This window comes from Bacteroides coprosuis (assembly GCF_020741705.1).
Taxonomy (GTDB): Bacteria; Bacteroidota; Bacteroidia; order Bacteroidales; family Bacteroidaceae; genus Bacteroides_E; species Bacteroides_E coprosuis.
Genome location: NZ_DYYK01000190.1, coordinates 1 through 25,952, shown reverse-complemented (window position 1 = coordinate 25,952; position 25,952 = coordinate 1). Strand labels below are relative to the sequence as shown.

The following is a 25,952-nucleotide window of genomic DNA, read 5'->3' as shown; positions in this document are numbered from 1 at the left end:
TGATTACATCTACTCTAGCCCATTAACTCGCTGTAAAAGATTAGCTCATTTCTGTATTCAAAATCAAGAAATCAATTACCGACCTCAATTAATGGAAATGGATTTTGGAGACTGGGAAATGACTCAATGGGATCAATTAGACTTTAATGCATGGGATATTGATTGGGTAAATACTCCTGTACCCAATGGTGAATCATTTTGTGAGATGTACCAGCGTGTTGCCGATTTTCTAGAAAAACTCAAAAAAGAAAGTCATGAGAATGTGGCTATTTTTACTCATGGAGGTGTCCTCGCTTGTGCTAATGTATTCTATACTAATATACCTCTAAAAAACGCCTTTGATAATCCTTTTAGCTACGGAGAAGTTTTAACATTTGAAGTATAACTATTCTAGTATTTCTCCATCATCCGTAATCAGATAAATCTGGAGTTCTCCATTACCAAATAATGGAGAACATACTGTATGACACTTTTCTAATACCAGATGAAAGAAGGATTGATTACTACTTGGAATAATATCCCACAACTGACGAGCCATAGTTATTTGATCAATCTTTTCTAGTACTTCAACTTCACATTTAGCCTCTAGAGCAATAGATTTTAAGAAATCCTTATTCATTACCACCTTTTTACTGTGGGTGTCTAAGTTGCCTTCTGCCAACTTCACTGCTTTGCCCAACATGATGCCCATGGTTAGTTTCTGAAATCCTTCTTCTTTAGCTATCTCTATGGCATCTCCTATAAAATTACCATAATGCACAAAAGCATTACTCAAAAAATCAGGATATAATTTCTTGATGTATTTTTCACTCTTAGCTCCAGAATTGATTACGATATGTTTGCAACCTAATGCTTTAGCCACCTGCATCTCCCTACGAATTGAACCAATAAAGGCAGCAGAAGAGAATGGCTTTACTACACCTGAAGTTCCTATAATGGAAATACCTCCAACGATTCCCAATCGAGGATTGAATGTTTTTTTTGCTAACTCCTCTCCTTCTGGAACTGATATAGTTACATCTACTCCAGTTTGCAATCCATTCGTAAATCGATCTTCATAATGACGTAAAACCTTAAATATTTCACGTTTCATCATCATTCTAGGAGTTTTATTAATTGCAGGTTCTCCTATTGGAATATCTAAACCAGGAAGGGTGATCATGCCTACCCCTTTACCCTGCAAGAAGCGTACCCCCTTGTGATCTGCATTGAGTGCAATAGTAGATACTATTTCTTTCCCATGGGTTACATCGGGGTCATCGCCAGCATCTTTGATTACAACAGCTGAGGCTTTTCCTTCCTCACTAAGAATAACACGAGTTGGAATATAAATCATCTCCCCACTAGGTAAAGTAATGCTAACCTTCTCTGTTTTTTCTCCTGTTATTAAAAATAATAGAGCTGCCTTGGTTGCAGCAGTAGCACAACTACCTGTCGTATAACCAATCTTAAGTTCAAAAAAATCGGGTAATAGTCGTTCGATTTCTTTTCTTAACCCATAAGGACCATGAACTGCTATAAATTGTTTGCTCAACGTTGGACGTTTTACGACGAGCATTGGAATTCCTAAACTCTGAGCAGCTTTTACTTTCTTTTCAAAACCTCCAGATTCTCCACTTTCTTTAGTAATAATTGCATCGGGCTGAAGTTCCTTTAAAAGAGCAACCTCATCCACTCCTTTGTGGTAATAGAGTAACTGTTCACTTGGATATCCTGCTTGTGAAGCAACTTCTCTTGAATCATCTCGATTTAAAATACGAAACCAGGTATGGTGTGATACCCAATAAGGTTTCAGTTTAACTATAGTGTTTACCCCTGTCAGTGCTAATAAATTATCTATATTATGGGTAACCAGATAGCTGATTGCCTCTTGATAAGAATCAAACCAAATCAAACTTTCATCTCTTGGAGGGAAATATCTCTCATAACGAATTGTCGGAATATTTAATTGTTTTGAAGCGTTAGCGATATTAGTATGAAGATTTTCAGCAAAAGGATGGGCTGCATCTACAATTAATAGAATAGAGTTTAATTTACAAAATGCGACTATCTCATCCGTTGTCATCGCACCAGATAAATGAATTCCATGATGTAACTCTATTTCTTGATGCTCTGTTTTGGTAGAATAATAATATTGTTTCTGAGCTTCATCGCATATATGGACACATACTCTACCTTCTGTTGTTCCTCCAAAAATCAATATCATAATTTCTCTACCTCTTCAATTAATTCTTCTATCGTTTTTACAGATACTAACAACTGTTCTTTATGCATCAATAAAAAGGATTCTTCTTGAGCTGTAATACAATATTCAGACTCAGTATCCCGAGATGCCAATATTTTATGTCGAAGCAAAGCTTTACGAATCATAGCATAAACAGCACCATGACCTATCAATTTCACCTCTTTATCAAAATCGTTTTCTACACGGAACAGACCTGTCTTGGGATCGAATATTATATCTTTTTGAGCAAAGAAATTCTTTAAACTTCCATCCAGGGCTAAATCTTCTGGTGTACCTATGTTTATGCCATCTCCTCGATCCATCAACCATATTTTATCAGCTATTTGTAAAGCCAATTCTAAATCGTGAGTCGAAAGGAATATCGTTTTATTCGTTTCTCGTGATAGTCTGTGCAGGATCTGCATCAACTCTACTTTACTAGGAAAATCTAAAAAAGCAGTAGGCTCATCTAGAAGAATAATAGGTGTAGATTGAACTAAAGCTTTAGCTATCAAGCATTTTTGTCTTTCACCATCACTCAGTGTATCTATCAGACGATCAGCTAAGTTTTCAATCTTCACCATTGAAATAGCCTCATCAATGATGCGATTATCTTCTTTACTCAACATACCCCAGAACCCTGTATAAGGACTTCTTCCTAAACCGATCAGCTCACGAGCAGTCATGTTCTTTATGGAAAACTTATCTGTAAGTACGACACTGATGAGTTTCGCTAAATCTTTTTCCGTATAAGTAGCAATATCCTTTCCTTGAATCATGATATTCCCACCTAGTTTAGGTTGAAATGCACAAAGGGTTCTCAACAGAGTAGATTTGCCTACTCCATTTGCTCCTAGTAAACAAGTTAACTCCCCACTGTACACAGCACAATTCATCTCATCAGCAATTACTTTTCTATTTTTTTTAGAGCAATAGCCAATGGATAGGTTTTGCAATTCAATGGTTCGTTTTTTTAAATTAGTATTCATGCAATTCATTTTTACGTTTTCCAAATAAAACAGAGATGACAATAGGAGCTCCAATTAATGCAGTAACCGAGTTGATTGGTAAAGCTCCTTCAAAGCCAGGCATACGTGCTATCAGATTACAAAGCAAAGCAAGTGCAGCTCCAGTAAGTGTTACAGCTGGCATTAAAACTCTATGATCCGAACTTGAGAACAAGGTTCTGCAAAGATGAGGTACAGCCAGCCCCAGAAATACAATTGGTCCGCAATATGCCGTCACAATAGCTGTTATAATACAAGAGCAACAAATCGCCCAAAACCGAGCTCTTCGCATATTTAAACCTAGATTTTTAGCATAGCTTTCACCTAGGAGCATTAAGTTTAACGTTTTTATTAACAGAAATGATAAAGGAATAAGTATAGCCATTAATGTCACAAAAGTATAGACTTGAGATTCTGATACTTTAGCAAAACTTCCTAATCCCCAAATAACGTAAGCACGTACATCTTCATCATTACTAAAGAATTTTAAGACACCGATAATAGCTGTAGCAATATAGCCTATCATTACTCCAATAATTAATAAGATAACATTTCCTCGTACTCGTTGAGAGATGGCTACAATAATAAGCATAACTACCATAGCTCCAATAATAGCAGCGATTGAAACAGCCATTTCACCTACAAAACCCATACGGCTTAGTGCCACTCCTCCAATATTCCCCGAAAGAAGGATAATAAATGCTACACCCAAGCTAGCACCTGAACTGATACCTAGCTCTGATGGACCCGCCAAAGGATTTCTAAAAATGGTCTGCATTTGTAAGCCACTAATAGACAATCCCGCCCCAGCAATCAAGGCTGTAACAGTCTGTGGAAAACGAGACTTCCATATAATGTTCTGCCAAATAATAGTTTCATCACCTTTACCCCATAAGATGTTCCAAATAGACTCTAAAGGAATAGAAATAGTACCTAAAGCCAAGTTTAAACCAAATAGAACAAAAATTGAAGCTGTAATAAAAACAAAGAGTATGATATTTTTTCTCATATCTTATTGGGTTAATAATTTGTAGTAAACAGCTTCATGATCGGATAATAAAGTAGGGTGAAATACTTTAATTAAATCAGCTAGAATAACTTCGGGTTCAACAGGAGTTTGTTCGTAGAAAGGAACTTCACGAAGATTACTATAAATTACTTTTTTCTCTTTGTATGCCTTAAAGTCTGCATATCTTCCATCTGTTTGTTTCAGTATATCATACGAAAAATCGCCATTATAGCTATTAACGATTCTCCAAAAATCAGCCTCAGCACCTTGAGAATATACAGTTTCAAAATCAACATAGAATCCTCCCGATTCATTGTCGTTTTTCATAAAGTATTGTGCTCCTGCATCTCTAAATAACTGAGCAAGATAGCTCTCTCCTCCTACTACATACCAATTTCCCGAGTGAAGTTCTCCACTCAATACCGTAGGTCTCTTCTCAACATTTTCTACTAATGCTTTTAGTTCTAGATACCGATCTTCAATCGCTTTAAACTTTACATTTGCTTCATCTTCTAAACCTAGTAGGGCAGCAGTAAACTTAATCCATTCCGCCTGTCCTAGTGGGGTAACTTCTTTATATCCTAAAAAACTAATTAGGGGGATCTCCAAGTTTCGAATGGCATCATAACCCCCTCTTTTAAATGGAGAAACTAAAATCATATCTGGATTGAGAGCAATAACCAGCTCACTATCAAAATCTCCTTCAATACCTATTTTATGCGTTTTCTTCTCTTCTAATTGCTTGTTTATCTCCTCATTAAAAAGGAAACGAGTACTCGTTATTCCTGTAATACGATCTACAGCATCTAGCTTTATGAAATTAGATATTTGCAAAGAAGTCATACAAATAACACTACGAACGGGTGTTTCAACTTTCAAATACTCACTGGGTATATTAGTTGGATGAGTTCCCTGTGGAATTAAAGCATACTGATATTTAAGTTCGCTTTCTCCCGAAGGATCTTGTACATCTATTAGTTTATAATCTCCAAAATCTTGAATGGAGAATCCTTTGGCATACTTTATCTCTATTTTTTCTCCTTGAGAATGATTTATTTCTGTAGTATCTTTCTTCTTTTTCTGTCCACAAGCTGTGAAAATAAAGACACATAAAATAGTTAGTAATAAAGGTTTGATATGCATAATGTGTTTGTGTTTCATGATTTAATAATCAGCAATGAGAAGTAAGGGAACTTTCTATTTATAATTTCTTCTGTATCTGTAGTATAATATTCTGTATCTAACCCCACATTTTCAAAATAATGGAAGGTGGATTGAGGTGCTTTATGAATCGCTTGTTTAATATCTTCTGCACTTTGAGATGCTTTCATTATTACCACCGCTCTGTGTTTTTCTATTTTATCAACGAGATCTGAAGTGGTTATAACTCCAGGAACAACATGAAGTTCTTCTTCTTGCATAGCAATATGAATATGAGCCAAAGCACCAGCAGAGATAAAAGCAGGTACACCAGGAATCTTGTCCACCACTACCCCATCTCTTTTTAAATTATCTATGATATAATGACTAGAGGAGTAAAAGCCCGCATCGCCTTCGGCAGTAACAGCTACATTTTTCCCTTCTAAGTAAGCCTGATGAATCGATTTAGAAACCGCAGCATAGCTAGCCAGAGCTAAAGTACGGTCTTTACTCATGGGGACATCAAACAATTGTACTTTTGCTTGGTCAATATCAAGAGCTAAAAGAATATCTAATGCTCTAGAAGAAACTTTTGTGTTTTTTAGTGTTGTTGAAGGACAATAGATAATATCTGCTTCCTTCAGTGTTCTCAGCCCTTTCAACGTGATTAACTCAGGTTCTCCAGGTCCTAGAGAAACAAACGTAATAGTATTTGCCATCTTATAAACTCAGTTATTATTGAGTAAATTATAAAGAGGCTTCAAAAAATAGGATGAACAAGTTGTAACGATTAGGTGTAACAAAGTTCTTAAGCCTAAATCTCGAGCTCTTAAAAACCAATTATTTTGGCAGGTCTTCTGACTCACATTCCTCTAGATACATCCTTCCCATTTCTTGTAAGAAACAGTGGTTTATGTAGTTACCTAAAGTTAGTAAATGTACACAGCAGCGGATCTGTTCAGGATTTGCACCTGATTCCCTTTTCACCACAGCCAGACAGCCGTCTGGAGGGCACCAAAACTGTGCCGAAGTTACTGCTTTTTACAAGAATTATGAAACATGTCTATCAATTAATTCATCCTTCTTTTCATAAAACTTGGCCTATTCTCATTTATTTTTTAGATATTTGGGGCGTTAAAACAATCGATACTTATACTTACCACAATCCATTAAAGAACAACATGAGCGTAATCATAATCATAGGTGATGGCATGGCTGATGAACCAATTCCTCAGTTGGGCAACAAAACGCCTTTGCAAGTTGCACATACTCCTAATATGGATTATCTCGCTACGCATGGTCAGACAGGACTCTTAAAAACGGTTCCAGATGGTTGGGAAGTAGGTAGTGATGTAGCCAATCTTTCCATCCTAGGATATGATGTAAACCAAATCTATCAAGGTAGATCAGCCTTTGAGGCAGCTAGTTTGGGGATTCAATTACAAGGAGACGAACTAGCTCTTCGCTGCAATTTAATTACCATAGAACAAGATAAAATAACAAGTTTCACGGCCGATCATATCAGCACAGAAGAAGCTATAGTATTACTAGATTGCCTAAACTCTCATTTTCAAAGCAAAGGATTTAAGTTTCATGTTGGTGAGTATTACAGACATCTTTTAGTTTGCCCTAGTTATGAACCTACTTTGACAAAATCAAAAAGCTTTTTAGTTGGAACATCTCCTCATAATGCCCTAGACTTAACTAAAGATCATTTATACTTAAAAGCATCTATCCCTGAGGCAGAAGATTTAGCAAACAAGCTCAACACCCTTATTCTAGAGAGTCAAGCAGTTTTAGCCAAACACCCAATTAATCTTAAACGCATTAGCGATGGTAAAAAGCCAGCCAATGCCATCAGCCTATGGTCGCCTGGTTTTACTCCTCACATGAATCCTTTAAAGTCTTTTTTACCCATTACAACGGGATCGGTTATTTCGGCTGTAGATTTAATAAAAGGAATTGGAATATACGCAGGATTAAAAGTAATAGAAGTAGCAGGTGCTACAGGAAGAACGAACACCAATTATGAGGGTAAGGTTCAAGCAGCAATTCAGGCTTTACAGACGGATGACTTCGTGTGGTTACATCTTGAAGCAAGCGATGAAGCGAGTCATGATGGAGATTTCCAACTTAAAATAAAAACAATTGAAGATTTAGATTCCAGAGTGATACAACCCCTTTTAGAGGCAACAAAAAACTGGGAAAACCCACCTTTAATTGCTGTACTACCTGATCACCCCACATCTTCTCTATCTAAGATTCATTTGGATCAAAAGGTACCATTTATCATCTACCATCCTTCTATTACACCCGATATTGTTCGAGCATACAATGAAACCTCTTGTCTTGAAGGATTGTACAAGATGGAAGAAGGAACAGATTTTATACCCCTCTTATTTAGAATAGAAAAAGAGGTATTATAAATTATATTTCACAACACTGTCCTGCCACATAGCACCTATGCATCAATAAATTAGGACAACTCTATAATTCAAAAAGAATCTATTATTGGACCTTTTTTAGAGCTAGTAAGACTATTATTCAAAATTAAAGATTGTCTTTTACTAAGTTTGTAAGCCTATTTTTTATACTTTTGTGCAAAGTTTAAAATAGCTACATATAATTCACTTTACATAAATTTTCACTTAATTATTATGAAAGAGCGATTGCTCTCGAGAACTCGATTTATTGCCGAGTATTCATCCACTTTAATGGGTAGTGGAGTACACACATCCCGTGTCATTAGGAACTCAAAGCGATTGGGAAGGGCACTGGGAATTGAGGTAAAAATAGGTGTTTTCCAGAAGAACATTATTTTAACAACATTAGATCAGGAAAATAATATCTCTCACAGTGAAGTTGTAGACATTCCAGCCTATCCTATTAGTTTTGAGTACAACTCAGAACTAAGTGCATTAAGTTGGGAAGCCTATGATGAACACTTGTCTTTTGAAGAGGTAAAGGAGAAGTATTATCAAATTATCAACTCTCCTCGTATTCATCCCTTGTTTGTCTTAATCTTAGTAGGTTTTGCTAACGCATCTTTCTGCCGACTATTTGGAGGAGATTTCTGCTCAATGAGCATCGTCTTTTCATCCACTCTCGTTGGATTCTTCATTAAGCAACGCCTAGGAGCCAATAAGGTTAATCACTTCATTACCTTTATATTGGTAGCTTTTATAGCCTCATTATGTGCTTCTATCTCACTTATTTTCGACACAACATCGGAGACTGCTTTAGCTACAAGTGTGCTATTCTTGGTCCCTGGAGTGCCTTTAATCAATGGAGTAATTGATATAGTCGAAGGTTATATTCTAACAGGATTCTCACGACTTACACATGCTGCTCTATTGGTGGTATGTATAGCAATAGGTTTATCATTCACACTCTTCTTAATCAAAGACAGTTTAATTTAATATGGTTGTTTTAGACGTAATTCTAGATGGAGCGTTTGCTGCAGTAGCAAGTATTGGATTCGGAGCTATATCAGATCCTCCCCTAAGAGCTTTTAAATTTATTGCACTTCTTGCTGCAATAGGACATGCTTCACGTTATTGCTTAATGACATTTCTAGGTGTAGATATTTCTACAGCTTCTTTATGTGCATCATTACTAATTGGTTTTGGTAGTTTATGGTTGGGTAAAAAATGTTATTGTCCAATGACAGTTTTATACATTCCAGCTTTACTCCCTATGATTCCAGGTAAATTTGCATACAACATGATTTTCTCTCAACTTATGTTCTTGAGAACCATGGATCAAGCTGTTGAAAGAGCCAAATATATGGAAATGTTCTTTACAAATAGTATGGTAGCCTGCACTGTTATTTTTATGCTTGCAGTGGGTGCTACGTTGCCCTTATTCTTATTCCCTAAACAAGCATCTTCATTAACTAGACACAACAAATAAAAGAGAATGGATATTTTTTGGACGACGATAGCCAATTACAATTCTGAAACTTGGCTCTATCAAGTTATTATTCTATTAATCGGGTTCATACTCACTACACTTCTTATTAAAAAACCGAGCAAAAAGATGGATATAGCCATGAAGCTATATCTTGCAGGTGTTTTTACATGGATTTCGTTGGTGTATTACGACCATTATTGTGCACCAAGAGGATATAGCAATATTCTTACTTTCTTCTGGATCCTAATTGCAGGAACATGGGTTTGGGATGCTATCAGAGGATATACTACATTTGCAAAAAATGAAAAATACAATACACTAGGGTATCTATTAATGATTATGCCCTTTATCTATCCTTTGTTATCAATGGCTAGAGGCCTTACTTTTCCAGCTATGACATCCCCTTTATTGCCTTGTTCTGTAACAACATTTACAATAGGATTACTCCTCTTAAGATCCCAAAAGGTAAATATGTTTATCGTATTATTCCTTTGCCATTGGTCATTAATCGGTTTAACTAAAACGTATTTCTATAATATTCCTGAAGACTTCCTATTGGTAGCAGCATCTATTCCTGCTATCTATTTATTCTTTAAAGAATACTTTCTTCAAGACTTGCATAAGGATACTAAACCCAATGCAAAGTACATCAACCTTCTATTAATGGCTGTTTGCTTAGGCATAGGCATCGTCCTTACCGTAACTCTTATTGGTCAGGTAGTAAACAATCAGATTCTTTATTACTAAGAGGAAAGTATATTCCCCTACTAAAGCAGGGTATTATCATAACACCGATATGAGTATGCTTTGACACCGACATGACATCATCATGTCGGTGTCAAAGTAAATCTATCATTCTCTTCTATCCTATTATTCAAACAGATAGCTTTTTCATAAATTTATAGATTAATCATAATTTAGAGGTAGTAGAAAAGTGTACACTTTGCGTATTCCCTTGATTGTCGACTACAGTTACATTGTGTTCCCCATCTTTGGGAGATATCGTAAACTTATGGATAAACTGGGTTTCACCTAAATAATTCCCATCCATATGCCAATAGATAATGGCCTCTTTATTACTATGAACTAAGTCGAGTGTCAAACTGCCTTCCGAACCCTCCAACTGTTTAGCAAGTAGTATTTCAGCATTCATCTGAGGATAGATAAACTGCATGGGTTGCCTATAATCTTCTCCACAACCTTCCTTAAAAGGGGGTAATACTTGATAAGAAGGGTGAACCGCTTTATAATACCACTCCCACACTGGAGGCAAAGTAAACCATGATTTTTCAATTGTTTCCTCACTATCTAAGCATGAGGTATAGACTCGATATTTTTCATCGGGAGTAAGATGTACCAAGTGATGATAAGGACAAGATGGGGTACGAATTCCTTGTGATAAGATCAAAACAGTATCTACATCATTACAAAATCTACTTTTCAGATAGCCCGATTGACGGCAAACTTCTGCATCTACAAAAGCATCTTTGGGTCGCTCAAACCATTTACTAGAGGGGAGAGCATTAAATATATCGAAAAGGACGGGACCTGCAACTCGTCCTCCTACTAGTTCGGCATTCCCCTCTCCTGTTGCATTTCCAACCCACACTCCAACGGCATATTTAGGGGTAACACCCACTGCCCAACCATCTCTAAAACCATGACTCGTTCCTGTTTTCCAAGCGATAGTTTGTATAGATGGTAACATTTTCCAAGCAATTTCACCAGGTCGATTTACTTCCTTCAAAACATCTAAGGTTTGCCACGAAGCTCCTGCAGAATAAGTAGGTTTCCAAAGGATATCCTCCTCACCCAATCTATATTTAGGATACGTAGAAGATTTTCCTAAGGCAATTTGGGCTATATGCATATAGGCTGCCGTTATTTCTCCCAATTTTCCCTCTGCTCCTCCCAAAATCAAAGAGAGTCCATAGTGTCCTGCAGGTTTGGTAAGTGTAGATAAACCGAGTTTTTTTAATTTGTCATAAAACTTGGGTACAGAATAATCTTTGAGCATATAAACAGAAGGAATATTTAGAGACCTACTGATGGCTTCGGCAGCAGGGACAGCTCCCTTATAACGTAAACTGAAGTTTTGGGGAGTAAATCCATTGATGTTGATAGGAATATCAGGTAATAGTTGATTGACTAAGAGCTTACCCTCATCGAGCATTGCAGCCAAAAGGAAGGGTTTTAAAATACTACCAGTACTACGTGGAGATTGAATAATATCAACCTGACTACCTACTCGCTTTGTAGAAAATCCCGAGTTTCCATGATAGGCCAATACCTCACTGGTTTCTACATCAATAAGTATTGCCGCAATATCTTTTATATGATGTTGTTGGTACTTCAGATTCCACTCATTGAGCAACGCCTCCATTTTACTTTGTAAGCCTGCATCAATTGTAGTGATCACTTCTTTTTGAGGTGATTCTAAAGCTAATTTATCAACTAAATGAGGAGCTAGTTGCGGCAAAGCGAGTGGTTCATGAGGTAGTTCTTCTTCTTTTGCTAAAAGATAGTCGGTTTCAGAAATATCTCCTTTCTCATATAATTTACGAAGCAACTTATCTCTTTTTAGTTTGAGTGATTCCCGTTCTTTAGATAAATGAATAGCCGACGGAGCATTGGGTAACACAGCTAAAGTAGCAGCCTCAGCCCATGACAAGGCAGTAGCCGTATGACCAAAATATCTCCATGACGCAGCAGAATAACCTACTACATTCCCTCCAAAAGGAGCATGAGATGCATATAGATTTAAAATTTGATCTTTGGAATATCTAAATTCTAGTCGGGTAGCCCAGATAGCTTCTTTCATTTTCTCAAGGATAGTACGGGGTTGCCGACGAGCCATACGAATCGTTTGCATGGTGATTGTACTTCCTCCTCGCACTACTTTACGAGCCTTTAGATTGCTCACAAAAGCCTTACTTATTGATATAGGATTGATTCCCCAGTGATAATAAAAATAATCATCTTCAAAACGGATAATGCATTTCTTTAGTTTGGATGGGATTTCACTTTCCAAAGGAAACCTCCATTGCCCATCAGGTGCTATTCGAGCACCCATCAATACCCCTTCTCTATCTAACACCACTGAAGAATAGGGATCATCAAACAACTGCTTAGGCAAGCAGAAAAAAAAGAGTATGAAGAAGAAAGCCAGAAAGTATCTAAGATACCTCCAGGCTTTCCTTTTATTCACATTTAAAGATTTACTCATCGTTCAACAACTACTTTTTCTGCTTTAGTTCTTCCAAATACGGAAGTGTTATACATAACTTCTGCATGTACAGCAGGTAGAACATATTCTCCTGCATAAGTAGCATGTAGTCGCACTAATATTGTTTTTGTTTCACTAGGCCATAAGCTAAAATAAGTCAGAACTCTATCATCTCGCACATCTTGATAATCTATCTTATTATTGGCAATAGAGCCACCCGAAGATGCTTCATCCAATAAGGCTTCTACATGGAATACTTCCCAGCCCGATGGTATGATATGCGTTAAAGCAATATTTTCGTATCTATCTGAAGTCATATTCGTTACTCGCACGTAAGCCAAAATATCCTGACCTTGTTTTACCTTTTGTACGTCAAGAGCATTACCTGCAAGATCTTTATAGGCTACTTTTATAGCTAAGCCTCTATCTTGAATTGCAGATAATGTATCATTTGTCAAACGTATAGTTTGTATCAATTGAGCATACATCGTAGTCTTCGATTTGTTTTCTATTTTTATTTCTCCCGACTTACCTATATTCTTCAACTCTTTCTGATAAATTGCTTGATTCAACGTGAGTTCTTCTACTTTATCTTGACCAACTTTCATAGTGAATTTCAACTTATCCACCTTGAATTCTTTAATATATTCAGCCAAAGCCATCAAGCCAATAGCTGTAGATTGAGTTTGATAATACGTTTCATAGTTCAATAATTTAGCTAATCGACTAGCTTGTTTATAAGCTTTTTCCTTTTGACCTGTTGCTACTAAAGTTTGCAAGATAAAGGACTCATCTCTAATTTGAGAACCGAAATAACCATAGTAAATATTTTCACTTAAAACTTCATTCTTTAAATTGAAAGTCAACTCAGTAGCTATTTCCTTTTTACCAATTAAGGCATAACTAGTTGCCAATAACCAACGAGTTTGCAATCGCATTTCTTTATATTCTCTCAATCTATTCATGGCTGCTAAATCTGCTTTATTGGCTGATGCTAGCACATACAAGTTATAAGCTTGCAAATAATCGGAAGTATATCTACTTGATGGTGTCCATGCACGAACAGACTTAGACAAGCTATTCAATGCCATTTGGAGCACATTAGCGTTTATCTTGTACCCCATCTCTTTTGCTTTTACCAAGAAAAGAGTAGCATAAGCTGTTGACCACGAATCAGAAGTGTTTGGCCAATAGGTAAATCCTCCACCAGCCAACTGACGAGCATATAGTTCTTTTATGGTACGTTCAATCGTTTCATCATACTTTTGCTTTGTCTCTTTCGATAGCTCTTTAAACTTATCTACATAAAGAAGAGGTAGGGCTTTAGATGTAATCTGCTCTGTGCAAGAATGCTGATAATCGATTAAGTAAGATATTCTATTCGTCAAATTAACAGATGGTAATCCCGATATTTCTACGCTAGAATTAAACACTGCTGTATTACCCGTTGTAGAATAATCTATCCTACCCGATTCTCCTGCAGAAATTAAGACCTCTTTAGTCTGTGTCAATATCGGATTCGGATTGCGAACCTCTATTTCTATGTTTTCAGTAGCTGTATGAGTACCACTTGTTGCTTTGAAGCTGATGTTTTCAACCCCCACCTCATTTCCTACTTGAACACGGAAGTATGCAATCTTATCACCTGTATGAGAAAATGTAATTGTCTTTTTATTACCCTCTAATAACTTCACATTATTTGAGCTAATCATTTCTACCTGAACATCTTTTACTTTTTCATCCATAGCAAAAATATTCACAGGCACCCATACCTCATCTCCGATACTCAATACTCTTGGGAGTGAAGACAATAGCATTAATGGAGAACGAACCACAGACGTTTGTTCAGCACTACCAAAGGCACTTCCACTAGAAGCTACAACCATAGTTCTTACTGAACCCACATACATAGGCAAAGTAATATCATGTGTGGCAGTTTTTCCACTTTCTACGGTAAAAGGTCCATAAAATGCAACAACAGGTTTAAAGCGATTTGCTTTAGCATCTGCTGGTTTCAACATTTCATCACCTCCTACTTTGTATTTCTGGGTATATACTGCACCTATGGCACCAATCACCTCATCGTACATATCCCAAGTATTTATTCCCAAAGCCTCTTTACTAAAGAAATAATCCCATGGATTAGGAGTTTTGAATGAAGTTAAGTCTAACAAACCATCATCAACAATTGCTAAGGTATATGTCATTCGTTTGCCTTTTTCTTCTTTTACTTTTACTGTAAACTTCTTTTCAGGTTCAATAACCTTAGGCAACTCTAAAATAGGTACTAGGTGTGTTGATTCATCTTTTATGGAAACAGGAATAACCCCATACATACGAATTGGCGAATTATTGACCGTCTGGGCATGAGGTTGTAACAAGCTAGCATATACATACACATTGGGGGCCATATCTGATGTTACCTTAAATGTATATTTAGTATCTACGCCTTTACGAGTATCCACCCATTCATGTTTCAAGATTTGATTTCCATTTTCAATACTGATTAAGGCTCTGCCCTCTGAGGCTGCAGGAATTGTTACCTCTACATTTTCTCCAACCTTATATTCTTTTTTATCCAAAGAGAAAGCCAGAGTAGTTGCGTCTGTTGGATTCTCCCGAGAGGCTCTTCCTCTCCAACTAGGCCAGTCCACATACACTGTCTGCATCACAGTATGTCCGCTATTTGAATCACGCACATAAATTAGGAATTGTCCGTAATCGGGATAATTAATTTGAAAATCAAAACTAGCCTTACCAGAATTATTTGTGATCAAATTCCCCTTCTGTATCGGCTTAACGGAACTGTTATGCACATAACTAGCTAAATAATTTTCTTTGTCGTACCACCAACTCCAACCGATATAATACACTTCATAGTGTAGGTTTTGATTCGAAAGAGCTTTACCCAATTTATTTAAAGAGATAAAATCTATTTGATAAGATTTATCAGTTTCAAGATAATCGTTCTCTTTAGCATCTCTTATTTTCATTCCTACATAAGATTTATAGGGAGATAATGTCATGGGCTGAGTATGAATACTAAAATCACCACCAACCTCATAAACACGAGTGATAAACTGAGCTTTCAACAATCCAGGAGCATCACTAGCCACGGGCATATCTAAATTTAAATTAGCTCTTCCGTTACCATCTAAAGTACCATCAAAAACTTCTGTTTTATTGTAATTAAAATAAGAATTGAGATTAGTAAATAAGTAATCATCATATTTTGGGAAAGAAGATCGAATGGGAGAAATAGCCATTTCTATCTTAGCATTCAAATTTGCACCACTTGCCCCCATCAACCAATTAGCTGATAGTGCAGCATTAGCACTCGAACCTGCATCTAAAATATCTTGAGCAAAATCAAGATTTATCTTTAAGCGATTGGGTTTAATCGTTTCTACTCGCAGTGATTTATGAAAAGTACTTCCTCCTATTTTTACATAAGCATTCCATAACCCAGTGGGGTCATTTGCGTCAGTCTTAACTTCAAAATAATAAACCCCATTTTTATTCTGCGTAGAAAGTAGCTTGGTATAAAACTGACCTCTTGGATTAAATAGTTCTAACGCAACTGGATGATTTTCGGGAATCAACTTTTCTCTATCTTCTAGCATAAAAGTTAAGTGCATGGTATCGCCAGGACGCCAAACACCTCTTTCCCCATAAATAAAGCCTTTGAGTCCATTTTCTCGAACAACTCCACCCACATCAAACCTACTTGTTGTAAGTTGGCTACCTTGAGGAACTTTTAAATAGGTTTTATCTTGATCATATTCTGCTACAACAATATAAGGCACCCCTTTACATTGTACTTCAGCAAAACCATGTTTGTCAGTATGCAATTCATCAAGAACTTGCAATTGGTAAGAATAGACCTTCACTTTTACTCCACTCATGGGCTTAGTAGTTAATATATCATTTACTGCTACCCATAGTTTTCCCGAAAGATTTTGCTTAACAGTAAGTCCTATATTGGTTGAATAGACATTAGTAGTAGTAGAAACACGAGAGTCGTCCATATAGAATGTCAGATCAGTGGGATCATTCTGTTTTTTCCAATCGTAAACACTCCAATCATAAGGAATAGATAAATTCAAACTGTTATAATAATATTCTGAAGAATCCCAATCCGATTTATTATAGTCTGTTTTATCCAACTCAACCAAATTCATATCTCCTCTTCTGCTATAAAACTCGGGAAGAATGGTGTATTCTGGCTTAAAAGATAAGGCAATATGGTACAATGCTCCTGCCTCCTGCTCAAATAAACTAGACAAATCTAATTTAAAAGACTGTTCCTTGTCTAGTGGCTCAGGAGTAAGTTCTTTCAAGTCTATTCGTTTTTTCAAAATCAATCGACCTGAACGTTTTAGATATTCAGATCCAGATAAGTTATTAGCTTGTAAAAAGCTCAACAAGTTGGATGAAAACACCTTAACCACCTGTAAGTCCAGATATTCAACCCCCACTGCCTTAAAAGCAATCATCTGCTGTTCGCTATTTGGCAAAATGGTACCCGTAGAGATCATCGCTACTTCAGGCTTTTTGATGCTAGGCTCCACATCTATTACCTGATCTTCTTTCAATTGATTTCCGGCTGTAGATTGAATATAATTGTATAAAGTTAGCTGAAGAGTTTCTGTTGTCTGATCTTCAAAATAGATATAAAGCTTATTGTCTTGTATTTGAGTTACAAATGATTCTATTCCCGATAAGCTAATAAAAGACTCTATGTTTTGTCGCTTACTTAGAGCTTCAGAAAACACCACTTCAATGCCTTTTTCTGGTTCAGAAATACGCTTTGATTGCACAACATAAAAATCATTCTTAGCTGGAATTGTAAATTCTTGTTCGATATAAGATCGTAGCTTCAATGCTACACCATCAATAAAAACTTTGATGTGTCTTCTCTTATCTGTTCTCTTTATTCCATCCACTTGAATTTCGAAGGAAGTTGCATCAATTGTTTTTAATTTAAAATCTAGTTTTACATCCTCTTGATCAAAAACAGATATTGCCTTATTCAACCCTGTCATATCTAAGAGATCACTTAATTTAAAGTCTAACAGCAGACTAACCTCATCAGGAGATGATTCATACTGAATAAAATCTTTTAACTCTAGTATTCCATCGGCTATTTTGGTTCTAAAGGAATACTTAAAATTACGTAGTGAAGGATCTACTTTATAGAGCTCTCCTAAATGAAAGGTAACGACATACTGAGTGTTTGATTTTAAGCCCTCTTTGGGTATAAACTGAATAGTCTTAGTATTTTTCCACACAGCATTTCCCTCAATAGAAGGTTCTATTGAAAATAATCTTTTATCAATTATTTGATTCGGTACTGCATCAGGATAGATGTTGGTCAATTCCAAAGTAATCGGAGCATTGACAGACTGTATGCCTCCGGAATAGCCAGAGATATAAGGAATAAAATCTGAAGAAGGTTCTATTTCTTTTTCATTTTGACTAGAACAATTCCACAATAACAAGGGAAGTATTAAAACGCTACATAAAAATAAGAGCGAAATACGATGCTTGGAAATAATCATATGGTTATTATTGAAAGAAGAGCTAAATGCTACTTCAATTATAATACCAAATTAATCAATCGGAATAGGTTCTCCTAAAAAACGGGGCTGTTTATTAAACATTATGTCCAAAAAAACTTTTACTCGAGCTAATTTTTCTCGAGTTTGGACTTTAAAGCCTCGAACTACTCCCACGTCTTCAGCATTAAAACCTATCACATCCAAACTAAAAGCCCTACCTAGATAAATGGCTCTTTCATTATGAAACTTTTGAGAGATAACTGTAAACGTTGTCTGCTGAAAAATCTCCTTCATTCTCACCATAGAATCTAAGGTTCTTAAACCTGCTGCATCAATAAATAAATTGTCCTCACTAATCCCTTTAGCCATAAGAGCTTTCTTCATATCTCGGGGTTCGTTATAGTATTTATCACTATTGTCTCCACTGATTACTAGTTTGTCTATTTTACCCGCATGATATAAAGCTGCAGCAGCTTCAATACGATAAATAAAATAGGGATTGGGAGCTCCAGTACGTAAAGATTTAGAGGTGCCAAGAATAACACCTACTCGATTATGAGGAATATCATAAATAGAGGAGTAAGTTCTATCTTCAGCATAACTTACAATGAGATAAGAACATAACCATATCACCCCACCCAATAATAGAGTGAGGCATAATATAGTTATAAGTATTTTTTTAATGATTTGCATCTACTTCAAGTTGTCCAGATGCTTTTAAGTAATTCGTTTCATTTAATCGCAATTGAGCCATAGCTTCTACATTTTCAGCCCAAGCCTTTTGCCACAAAGTTTGAGCCTCCAAATGCTCTGTAAGCGTTTCTAAGCCCACTTCAAACTGTTCAGTACTTGTTTTTAAATTTTCTGCAGCCTGAGAAAGTGCTTCAGCTGTCATCTCAACCTCTAGTTTTGACTCATCAACTTGGTTTAATGCCATTGTCATTTCTAGCATCATCTTTTCAGAAGCATCGTCTCTTTGTAGCTGTGCCATCTGATGTTCTGCTTTTTTAGATTTAACCTTACTTATTCCTTCACCCCATTGGAATAATGGTACTTTTATAGAAAACAAAGCTGAGAATGATCCTCCCTTAAATAGAGGAGTATCATTTAAACGAGCTGCGTCATAATAATTCCACGCTCCAACAACACCTAATTGAGGTAAATAATCACTTCGAGTTAATTTAATTTCTTGAAGTTTTAAATCTAGCTTACGAGATAGTAGTTGGTACTCTGGTCGCAAAGATACATCTTGTACCAAATGTAAAGGAGTAGCTGAACTATCTAAATTCTGATCAGCAACAGTTACATCATCTACCAATGGTAACCCGATCATGTGACAAAGATTCATCTTCGCTAGACGGATAGCATTTTCTGCTCTTCGACGTTGTAGTTTTGCTTCATTCAGTTTTACTTGAACTTTTAAAATGTCATTTCTGGAAGTCATACCCACTTCAAAGGCATTATTTATATCAGAAAGTAAATGATTTACTACTTCTTCATATTTTTGGGCAACCTTGACTAACTCTTCTACTTTTAGTAAAGTCCAATAGGCTTTATCTGTTTCATAAAGAACATCAGAATTTGACATTTTTCTATTTAAGAAAGCCATGTCCTTACCTATTTTAGACATTTGATAGGCAGATCTTATTTTACCCCCCATATAAAGAGGTTGCGTCAGACTTAAACCAGCAAACCAGCTTTTATTCATATCAAACTCTATAGGTATAGAGGGGAACATCACAAAGCCATTGGGGGTAGGAATTTCTCCTGGAGCAAATGTCGGTAGTTGAAAACTAGGAGTTTTCTCTTCGTATTTATTTGAATTAAATAAATAGTTTCCTTGCGCTGATAGATGAGGGAAAAACTTAGCTCTATAGGTACGAATATCTTGAGATGCTTTCTCTATTTGTATCACAGAAGCCTTACTTTGTTTATTATGCTCTAAAGCCATCTCCCTACACTCAGAAAGAGATAAAACTCTCTGCCCATAGACTCCAACACTCAAAAATGCTAACAAACAAGTATATATATATTTCATTGCATTGTCTTATTTTTGGATTTTCAATTTAAAAAATAAAGCATAAAGAATAGGGATAAAGATTAAGATAATCAGTGTACCCACTAATAATCCGCCCATGATCGTAACAGCTAAAGATCCAAACATATCATCGGATAATAATGGAATCATACCAACAATCGTTGTTAGAGAAGCCATCATTACTGGTCGGAATCTCGATTGAGAACTCTCTATAAGCGCTTTCGTTGGTTCTACACCATTATTAATTTGTAAGGTAATCTCATCCATAAGAACAATACCATTCTTGATCATCATCCCTATCAAGCCCAAAGCACCTACAATAGCTACGAAACCAAAGTCCTTACCCGATAGCAATACACTAAACACTACTCCAATAGCAATTAATGGCATACAACAAAAGATAATGAGTGGCTTCCTATAATCTTTAAATAGTAAAATAAGAATTGTAATCATTAAAATTATTGCAAGAGGGAAACTCTTAAATAAGTATTTCATACTCTCGGTACTTGCGCTATATTCTCCTTGCCATAGTAGTGAATAACCTGGTGGTAAATCAATAGCTTCAATATCTGCAAGAATAGCATTACGAGCATCATCGGCACTAACTCCTGGTACAGGATTACATTGTGCACGCATAGCACGTTCTCCATTAAATCGCAATATTAAAGGATCTTCCCACTCCACTTCGACTGCCTCAGCTGCTTGATTTAGAGGCACCGTACGCAAGACTCCTTCTAATAGATCTTCTTGAGAAACTGAACCCATTACTAAACCTTTCACAGTTTCCATAGACAAATTTTGAATTGCAGGAATCAAACTAAAGACAGGTACATTATCTAGTCCTTCAATCGGATCTCCTTTGCTATCTGTACTCTTTAAATAAATATTTTTCTTTTGATCTCCCTTATAGAATGAACCAGCAGGAATACCTCCCGTAGCTGACAATAAAGATAAGCCAACATCTTCACGTGTAAGTCCAATGTTCCTAGCTATAGGTTGATTGTATTTGACCATCAACGTAGGTGTTTCTGGTTCCCAATCGTTACGCACAAGCATAGTCTTAGGGTTATCAGTCATTATCTTCTCAGCTTTAGCTGTTAGTTCTTTCAAAACAGCAGGGTCTGGCCCAGAGAACTGAGCCTCTATTGGATAAGGCTGATACATTAAGTTATAGCGTTTCAATCTGACATAAGCATCAGGATATTGAGCAGTCAAATAATTCTGAATTACCCACATCGAATCCACCAGCTGCTTAGGAGATTTAAAATCTACAATCAATTCTCCATAGGAAAGAGAAGGATCGGCAATACTACGCACTAAATTATAACGTGCTGGAGTAGCACCAATAGCTGTAGTTACGTGTGTTATTTCATCTCTTCCCAAAAGGTAATCTTCAATTTGATCTAAATCACTAATCACTTTTGTATTATTTGTTCCTTCGGGGAGCTTATACTCTATATACAATTGGTCGTAATTCATATCTGGAAAGAATGATTGAGGCAAGAACTGATAACAGAATACACTCAAACTCACCAAACCAGCAGCGATGCCAATGGTTATTAATTTATGACTTAAAGCCCATTTTAAGACCGATCTAAAGGCTCTATAATAGACAGAACTATAAGCATCATCAGCACTTTCTTTAGGTGCTTTCAACATCCACTCAGACATTAAGGGCACGTGTGTTAGAGCCAATACCCAACTCAATAAAAGTGATACTGCTAATACTATAAATAAATCTCGTACATACACTCCTGCAGTATCAGGAGATAGGAAAATAGGGAAAAATGCTAAAATAGCAATAAGTGTTGCCCCAAATAAAGGCATAGCAGTTTGCTTACCAATTTTAGTCAGGGCCTCTTTCTTATCTACTCCTTTTTGCAGACTCACTAAAATACCATCTACTATAACAATGCCATTATCCACCAGCATACCCATAGCCAATATAAAAGCTGCTAAAGATACACGCTGAAGAGTACCATCAAACATATTCAGTATTAAGAAAGAACCAAATACGATCACCACCAAACTGACACCAATAATCATACCACTCCTTATACCCATAGTGAACATAAGTACAACAACTACGATAATTACTGATTCGATTAAGTTTAGTAAGAATGTATTTAAGGATTCAATAACACGTTCGGGTTGGTAAAACACCTTATGGAAATCTATCCCAACAGGTATTCTTTCTTCTTGAAGGCTTTCTATTTTATCACTTACAATTTTTCCTAGTTTTGTGATATCCGACTCACTACTAGCTGCTATAGCTAAACCATATGCTTGAGCCTTGTCATACCGCATTTGATACCTTGTAGGATCTTCAAAACCTATGGATACTTTTGCAATATCTTTTAAACGCAACTGATCTCCTTCATGACCTTGAAGGAGTAAATTACTTATATCTTCAACAGTATTATATCGATCATCAACAGCTACACGCAGGCGATAATCTCCTGCTTCGTAATAACCAGAATAAACTGTCTTGTTTTGACCATTCAGAGTGGCAAGAACTTCAGCAGGATGCACACCAAGATTGGCCATACGTTCTTCCATCAGCTCGATGTTAATACACTCTTCCCGTTCTCCAAATATTTCAACACTAGTAATGCCTTCTATCGCCTGAATCTCTCGCTTCACCATGTCAACATAGCGAATTAATTCAGAATCGGCTATACCATCTGATGTTACGGCATAGAACATACCATAAACATCACCAAAATCGTCTTTTACTATGGAACCCATAGTTCCAGCAGGTAATTGACTCTGTACATCAGAAACTTTTCTTCTTAAAACATCCCAATATTGATCTACCTCATCATCGGGTACCAATTTAGAGAGTTCAACAGAAATCATTGAAAGGTCATTTAAGGATCTACTCCTTACCTTTTCAATATTGCTCATACCTCGAATACTCTTCTCAAGCAGATCTGTTACTTCCAACTCTACTTGATGCGGAGAGGCTCCTGGGTAGGGAGTTATAACTAGTGCTTCCTTAACCTTAATTTCGGGGTCTTCTAGCTTACTCATATCATAGAAAGCTAAACCACCACCCACAACTAAGATAGCAATAAGGAAACGAACTAAATAGCGATTATCTAAAGCCCATTTTCCATAGTCTATCATAGTAATCCTCCTACATTAGTTTTTGTTTTTGGAGGTAAAGGAACAACTTTACTTCCTTCTTTTAGACTATGAACTCCAGCAATAACAATCTGCTCACCCACTTTTAATCCATCAGAAATAATGGTATTACCACTTCTTCTGATACCGAGTAAGCGAACCTCACGAGCTGATATAGTCTTTTGATCCGCATTGTATATCCAAACAGTAGATTTTCCCTGGCCATCATTAAACACAGCAGACAAAGGCACCATTGTCAACGCAGAAGCTTCTGTTTTTTTATTAATTCGAACAGTGGCTGTCATACCTGGAGTAGGCATACGGTCTTGATTACCATCCACAAATGTAAAGCGCATTGTGTAAAGCTGATTTAGGTTTGCTTTGTGCGTAACACCTGTTAGTTTCAAAGGGAATACAGTACCAGGGAAAAGATCGATAGAGCAGACATAACTATCAAACGAATCTCTGTCGTAATAATCGGCAGAAGGAATATTTATTTCTACTTCAGGTACACCTTTATTAATCATAGAAACGACGGGCATTCCTGCTGAGATTGTTTCATCTCTATCAAAGAGTTTTTTCTGAATAAAGCCATCGTATGGAGCTCTTAGTTTTGTATCTGCTAAAGCATTCCTATGAGCTTCCAGTTTAGCAGTAATTTGTTCTAAACCAAATTTAGCCTTTTCATAATCATTTTTGGAAACACTTCTCTTCTCATAAAGAGCCATAATTCGTTCTGCTTCACCTTTTATTCTATTATATTCGGCTTCTGTAGCATTGAGCTGAGTACGATAATCACGAGGGTCAATTTCGGCAAGTACATCTCCCTTACGTACTACACTACCTACATCGACATTCACTCTTAGAAGAGTTCCACTCACTCTAAAGCCTAGATTTACATCTGATGAAGCCCTTATTTTCCCGGGATAGGATACAGATAATTGACTAGTATACGGCCTCACTGAATCTATTTTCACAGTTAGTGTTCGATCAATCTCATTTTTCTTACCTGAAGAACAACTCCAAAGTAAAAGCGTTCCAATCATCATCAAAAATGGAACCGTAAATTTCTTTCCAATCTGCATTATACTTATATCTATTGAATTAATAAAATATTTCACAATATCACATTACCTCATACTGCCACCAATAATATCTAGAAGCTCATTGGTAATAGCTTGCTGTCTGGATTTATTATATTGCTTTGTCAACTCTTGTATTAGTTCATTAGCGTTATCTGTTGCGATCTGCATAGCCAAAGATCGGGCAGCATGCTCTGATGCATTTGAGTCAACTAGCACTGTAAACAGTTTTTGGCTTAATACTTTAGGTAAAAGATTGGCTATTAATTCTACCTCTGAAGGTTCAACAATATAATCATTATTTACCTTATTGTCATCACCCCTTTGTCTATATTTATCAATATCAAGAGGTAAGTATACGTCTTTTAAAAGTTCTTGACTTGCCAAAGATTTAAAATGGTGATAAATAAACACGACTTGGTCTATCTCACCAATGAGGAATTTCTTCATCAAAATATTAGCTAATTTTCGAGCTTCTTTATAGCTTGGTGTTTCTGCCAGCTCTTGAAAAGAACCTTCTGTCTGATACCCATTCTTTTTAAGAAATTCTTCGACCTTCCTCCCTATTGGATAAAGGAGAATAGCCTCTTCTCCTAGATATCTTTTCTCCTCCAAAAGACTTGTTAAAGATCGTATAACATTGGCGTTATACGCTCCACACAAAGAAGTATTTGAGGACATCACCACTACAGCTATACGCTTAACCTCACGCTGCACAGTAAAAGGTGATTCAACTTTGGTACCTCCACTTAAAAACTTACACAGTATAGAGTCAAGTTTATTTTGATAAGGTAACATATTTTCTATCACACCTTCCACCTTTGTCAGCTTAGCTGAGGCTACCATACGCATAGCCGAAGTTATTTTTCGGGTATTTTTTACCGAATTAATCCTATTTTTTACTTCCCGTAGTGATCCCATAATTTTAAATTTATGCTATAAATTGATTAGCAACCATTTTGGCTGTTTCTTCCATTTTAGCCCTCATTGTATCATCAATTATACCTTCTTTTAGCTTATCTAAAACATCTTCTCGATGATTTCTTTCCATTGCATTTAGATAATTTTCTTCAAACTCATCTACTTTTTCCAACGGAACCTTTCGCAATAATCCTTGAATACCACAATAAAGTATTGCTATCTGTTTTTCAACAGGTACAGGTTCATATTGAGGTTGTATCAACAATTGAGTGTTCTTTTTACCTTTATCCAAAGTCATTGCAGTTACTGGATCCATATCTCCACTAAACTTTGAGAAAGCTTCTAGTTCCCGATATTGAGCTTGGTCTATTTTCAAAGTACCAGCAACTTTTTTCATAGACTTTATCTGAGCATTACCTCCTACACGCGACACAGAAATACCTACATTAATTGCAGGACGATTACCTTGATTAAATAAATCAGTATCCAAGAATATCTGACCGTCTGTAATTGAAATCACATTGGTAGGAATATAAGCAGATACGTCCCCTGCTTGAGTTTCAATAATAGGAAGAGCAGTTAGAGAACCACCTCCTTTTACTTTTCCTTTCAAGCTTTCGGGTAAATCATTCATCTTCTCAGCTACTTCCTGTTGACTAATTATCTTAGCTGCACGCTCAAGCAAACGAGAGTGTAAGTAAAATAT

General features: G+C 36.4%; 17 protein-coding genes, 1 pseudogene and 1 riboswitch. Of the genes and pseudogenes, 5 read left to right on the top strand and 13 right to left on the bottom strand.

What is annotated here, in order from left to right:
* Positions 1-385 (top strand): histidine phosphatase family protein (locus tag K8V80_RS11510; RefSeq protein ID WP_276778188.1); only part of this gene is annotated, 385 nt, incomplete at its 5' end.
* Here the strand turns inward: K8V80_RS11510 and cbiD are convergent.
* From cbiD to K8V80_RS11485, 5 genes are read right to left on the bottom strand one after another with little or no spacing between them, the layout of a single operon-like run.
* A complete protein-coding gene (gene cbiD, locus K8V80_RS11505) occupies positions 386-2,206 on the bottom strand; it encodes a cobalt-precorrin-5B (C(1))-methyltransferase CbiD (protein ID WP_276778185.1) in 1,821 nt (606 codons plus the stop codon).
* Positions 2,203-3,213 carry an ABC transporter ATP-binding protein gene (locus K8V80_RS11500; RefSeq protein WP_276778183.1) on the bottom strand — a complete coding sequence of 337 codons (1,011 nt, stop codon included), beginning with the start codon at positions 3,211-3,213 and terminating at the stop codon, positions 2,203-2,205. Before K8V80_RS11500 ends, cbiD begins: the two co-directional genes overlap by 4 nt.
* On the bottom strand, positions 3,203-4,240 hold the full coding sequence (locus K8V80_RS11495; RefSeq protein ID WP_006744562.1) for an iron ABC transporter permease: 1,038 nt from the start codon (positions 4,238-4,240) through the stop codon (positions 3,203-3,205). Before K8V80_RS11495 ends, K8V80_RS11500 begins: the two co-directional genes overlap by 11 nt.
* A 3-nt stretch (positions 4,241-4,243) precedes the next feature.
* The gene (locus K8V80_RS11490) at positions 4,244-5,377 is read right to left on the bottom strand and encodes an ABC transporter substrate-binding protein (protein WP_423773078.1); all 1,134 of its coding nucleotides are present in this window, start codon (positions 5,375-5,377) and stop codon (positions 4,244-4,246) included.
* Positions 5,378-5,397: 20 nt separating this feature from the next.
* Positions 5,398-6,099 (bottom strand): precorrin-2 C(20)-methyltransferase, encoded by a 702-nt coding sequence (locus K8V80_RS11485; RefSeq protein WP_276778174.1) that lies wholly within the window; start codon positions 6,097-6,099, stop codon positions 5,398-5,400.
* 111 nt (positions 6,100-6,210) lie between these two features.
* Positions 6,211-6,414, bottom strand: a riboswitch (cobalamin riboswitch).
* Positions 6,415-6,561: 147 nt separating this feature from the next.
* On the opposite strand from K8V80_RS11485, the gene K8V80_RS11480 reads away from it, so the two are divergent.
* From K8V80_RS11480 to K8V80_RS11465, 4 genes are all read left to right on the top strand, one after another.
* Positions 6,562-7,806, top strand: a complete 1,245-nt coding sequence (locus K8V80_RS11480) for a cofactor-independent phosphoglycerate mutase (protein ID WP_276778189.1) — start codon at positions 6,562-6,564, stop codon at positions 7,804-7,806.
* Positions 7,807-8,037: 231 nt separating this feature from the next.
* Positions 8,038-8,799: a threonine/serine ThrE exporter family protein gene (locus tag K8V80_RS11475; RefSeq protein WP_006744558.1), complete on the top strand. Its 762-nt coding sequence runs from the start codon at positions 8,038-8,040 to the stop codon at positions 8,797-8,799.
* 1 nt (position 8,800) lies between these two features.
* Positions 8,801-9,292, top strand: coding sequence for a threonine/serine exporter family protein (locus K8V80_RS11470; protein WP_006744557.1), 492 nt, complete (start codon positions 8,801-8,803; stop codon positions 9,290-9,292).
* Positions 9,293-9,298: 6 nt separating this feature from the next.
* Positions 9,299-10,039, top strand: a complete 741-nt coding sequence (locus K8V80_RS11465; RefSeq protein WP_276778170.1) for a DUF6064 family protein — start codon at positions 9,299-9,301, stop codon at positions 10,037-10,039.
* A gap of 163 nt (positions 10,040-10,202) precedes the next feature.
* On the opposite strand, the gene pbpC is transcribed toward K8V80_RS11465, so the two are convergent.
* The 8 genes and pseudogenes from pbpC to K8V80_RS11425 form a co-directional block, all read right to left on the bottom strand.
* Positions 10,203-12,518, bottom strand: coding sequence for a penicillin-binding protein 1C (pbpC, locus tag K8V80_RS11460; protein WP_276778168.1), 2,316 nt, complete (start codon positions 12,516-12,518; stop codon positions 10,203-10,205).
* Complete coding sequence (locus K8V80_RS11455; protein ID WP_276778166.1) at positions 12,515-18,079, bottom strand: alpha-2-macroglobulin family protein; 5,565 nt, start codon at positions 18,077-18,079, stop codon at positions 12,515-12,517. Before K8V80_RS11455 ends, pbpC begins: the two co-directional genes overlap by 4 nt.
* Positions 18,080-18,130: 51 nt before the next feature.
* Positions 18,131-18,772: a SanA/YdcF family protein gene (locus tag K8V80_RS11450; protein WP_006744553.1), complete on the bottom strand. Its 642-nt coding sequence runs from the start codon at positions 18,770-18,772 to the stop codon at positions 18,131-18,133.
* A complete protein-coding gene (locus K8V80_RS11445; RefSeq protein ID WP_276778163.1) occupies positions 18,759-20,117 on the bottom strand; it encodes a TolC family protein in 1,359 nt (452 codons plus the stop codon). Before K8V80_RS11445 ends, K8V80_RS11450 begins: the two co-directional genes overlap by 14 nt.
* A 9-nt stretch (positions 20,118-20,126) precedes the next feature.
* On the bottom strand, positions 20,127-23,246 hold the full coding sequence (locus K8V80_RS11440; protein WP_276778159.1) for an efflux RND transporter permease subunit: 3,120 nt from the start codon (positions 23,244-23,246) through the stop codon (positions 20,127-20,129).
* Positions 23,243-24,328 (bottom strand): efflux RND transporter periplasmic adaptor subunit, encoded by a 1,086-nt coding sequence (locus tag K8V80_RS11435; RefSeq protein WP_276778156.1) that lies wholly within the window; start codon positions 24,326-24,328, stop codon positions 23,243-23,245. Before K8V80_RS11435 ends, K8V80_RS11440 begins: the two co-directional genes overlap by 4 nt.
* 45 nt (positions 24,329-24,373) lie before the next feature.
* A complete protein-coding gene (locus tag K8V80_RS11430) occupies positions 24,374-25,246 on the bottom strand; it encodes a F0F1 ATP synthase subunit gamma (protein WP_276778153.1) in 873 nt (290 codons plus the stop codon).
* A gap of 10 nt (positions 25,247-25,256) precedes the next feature.
* Positions 25,257-25,952: pseudogene (locus K8V80_RS11425) on the bottom strand (F0F1 ATP synthase subunit alpha); the annotation flags it as partial.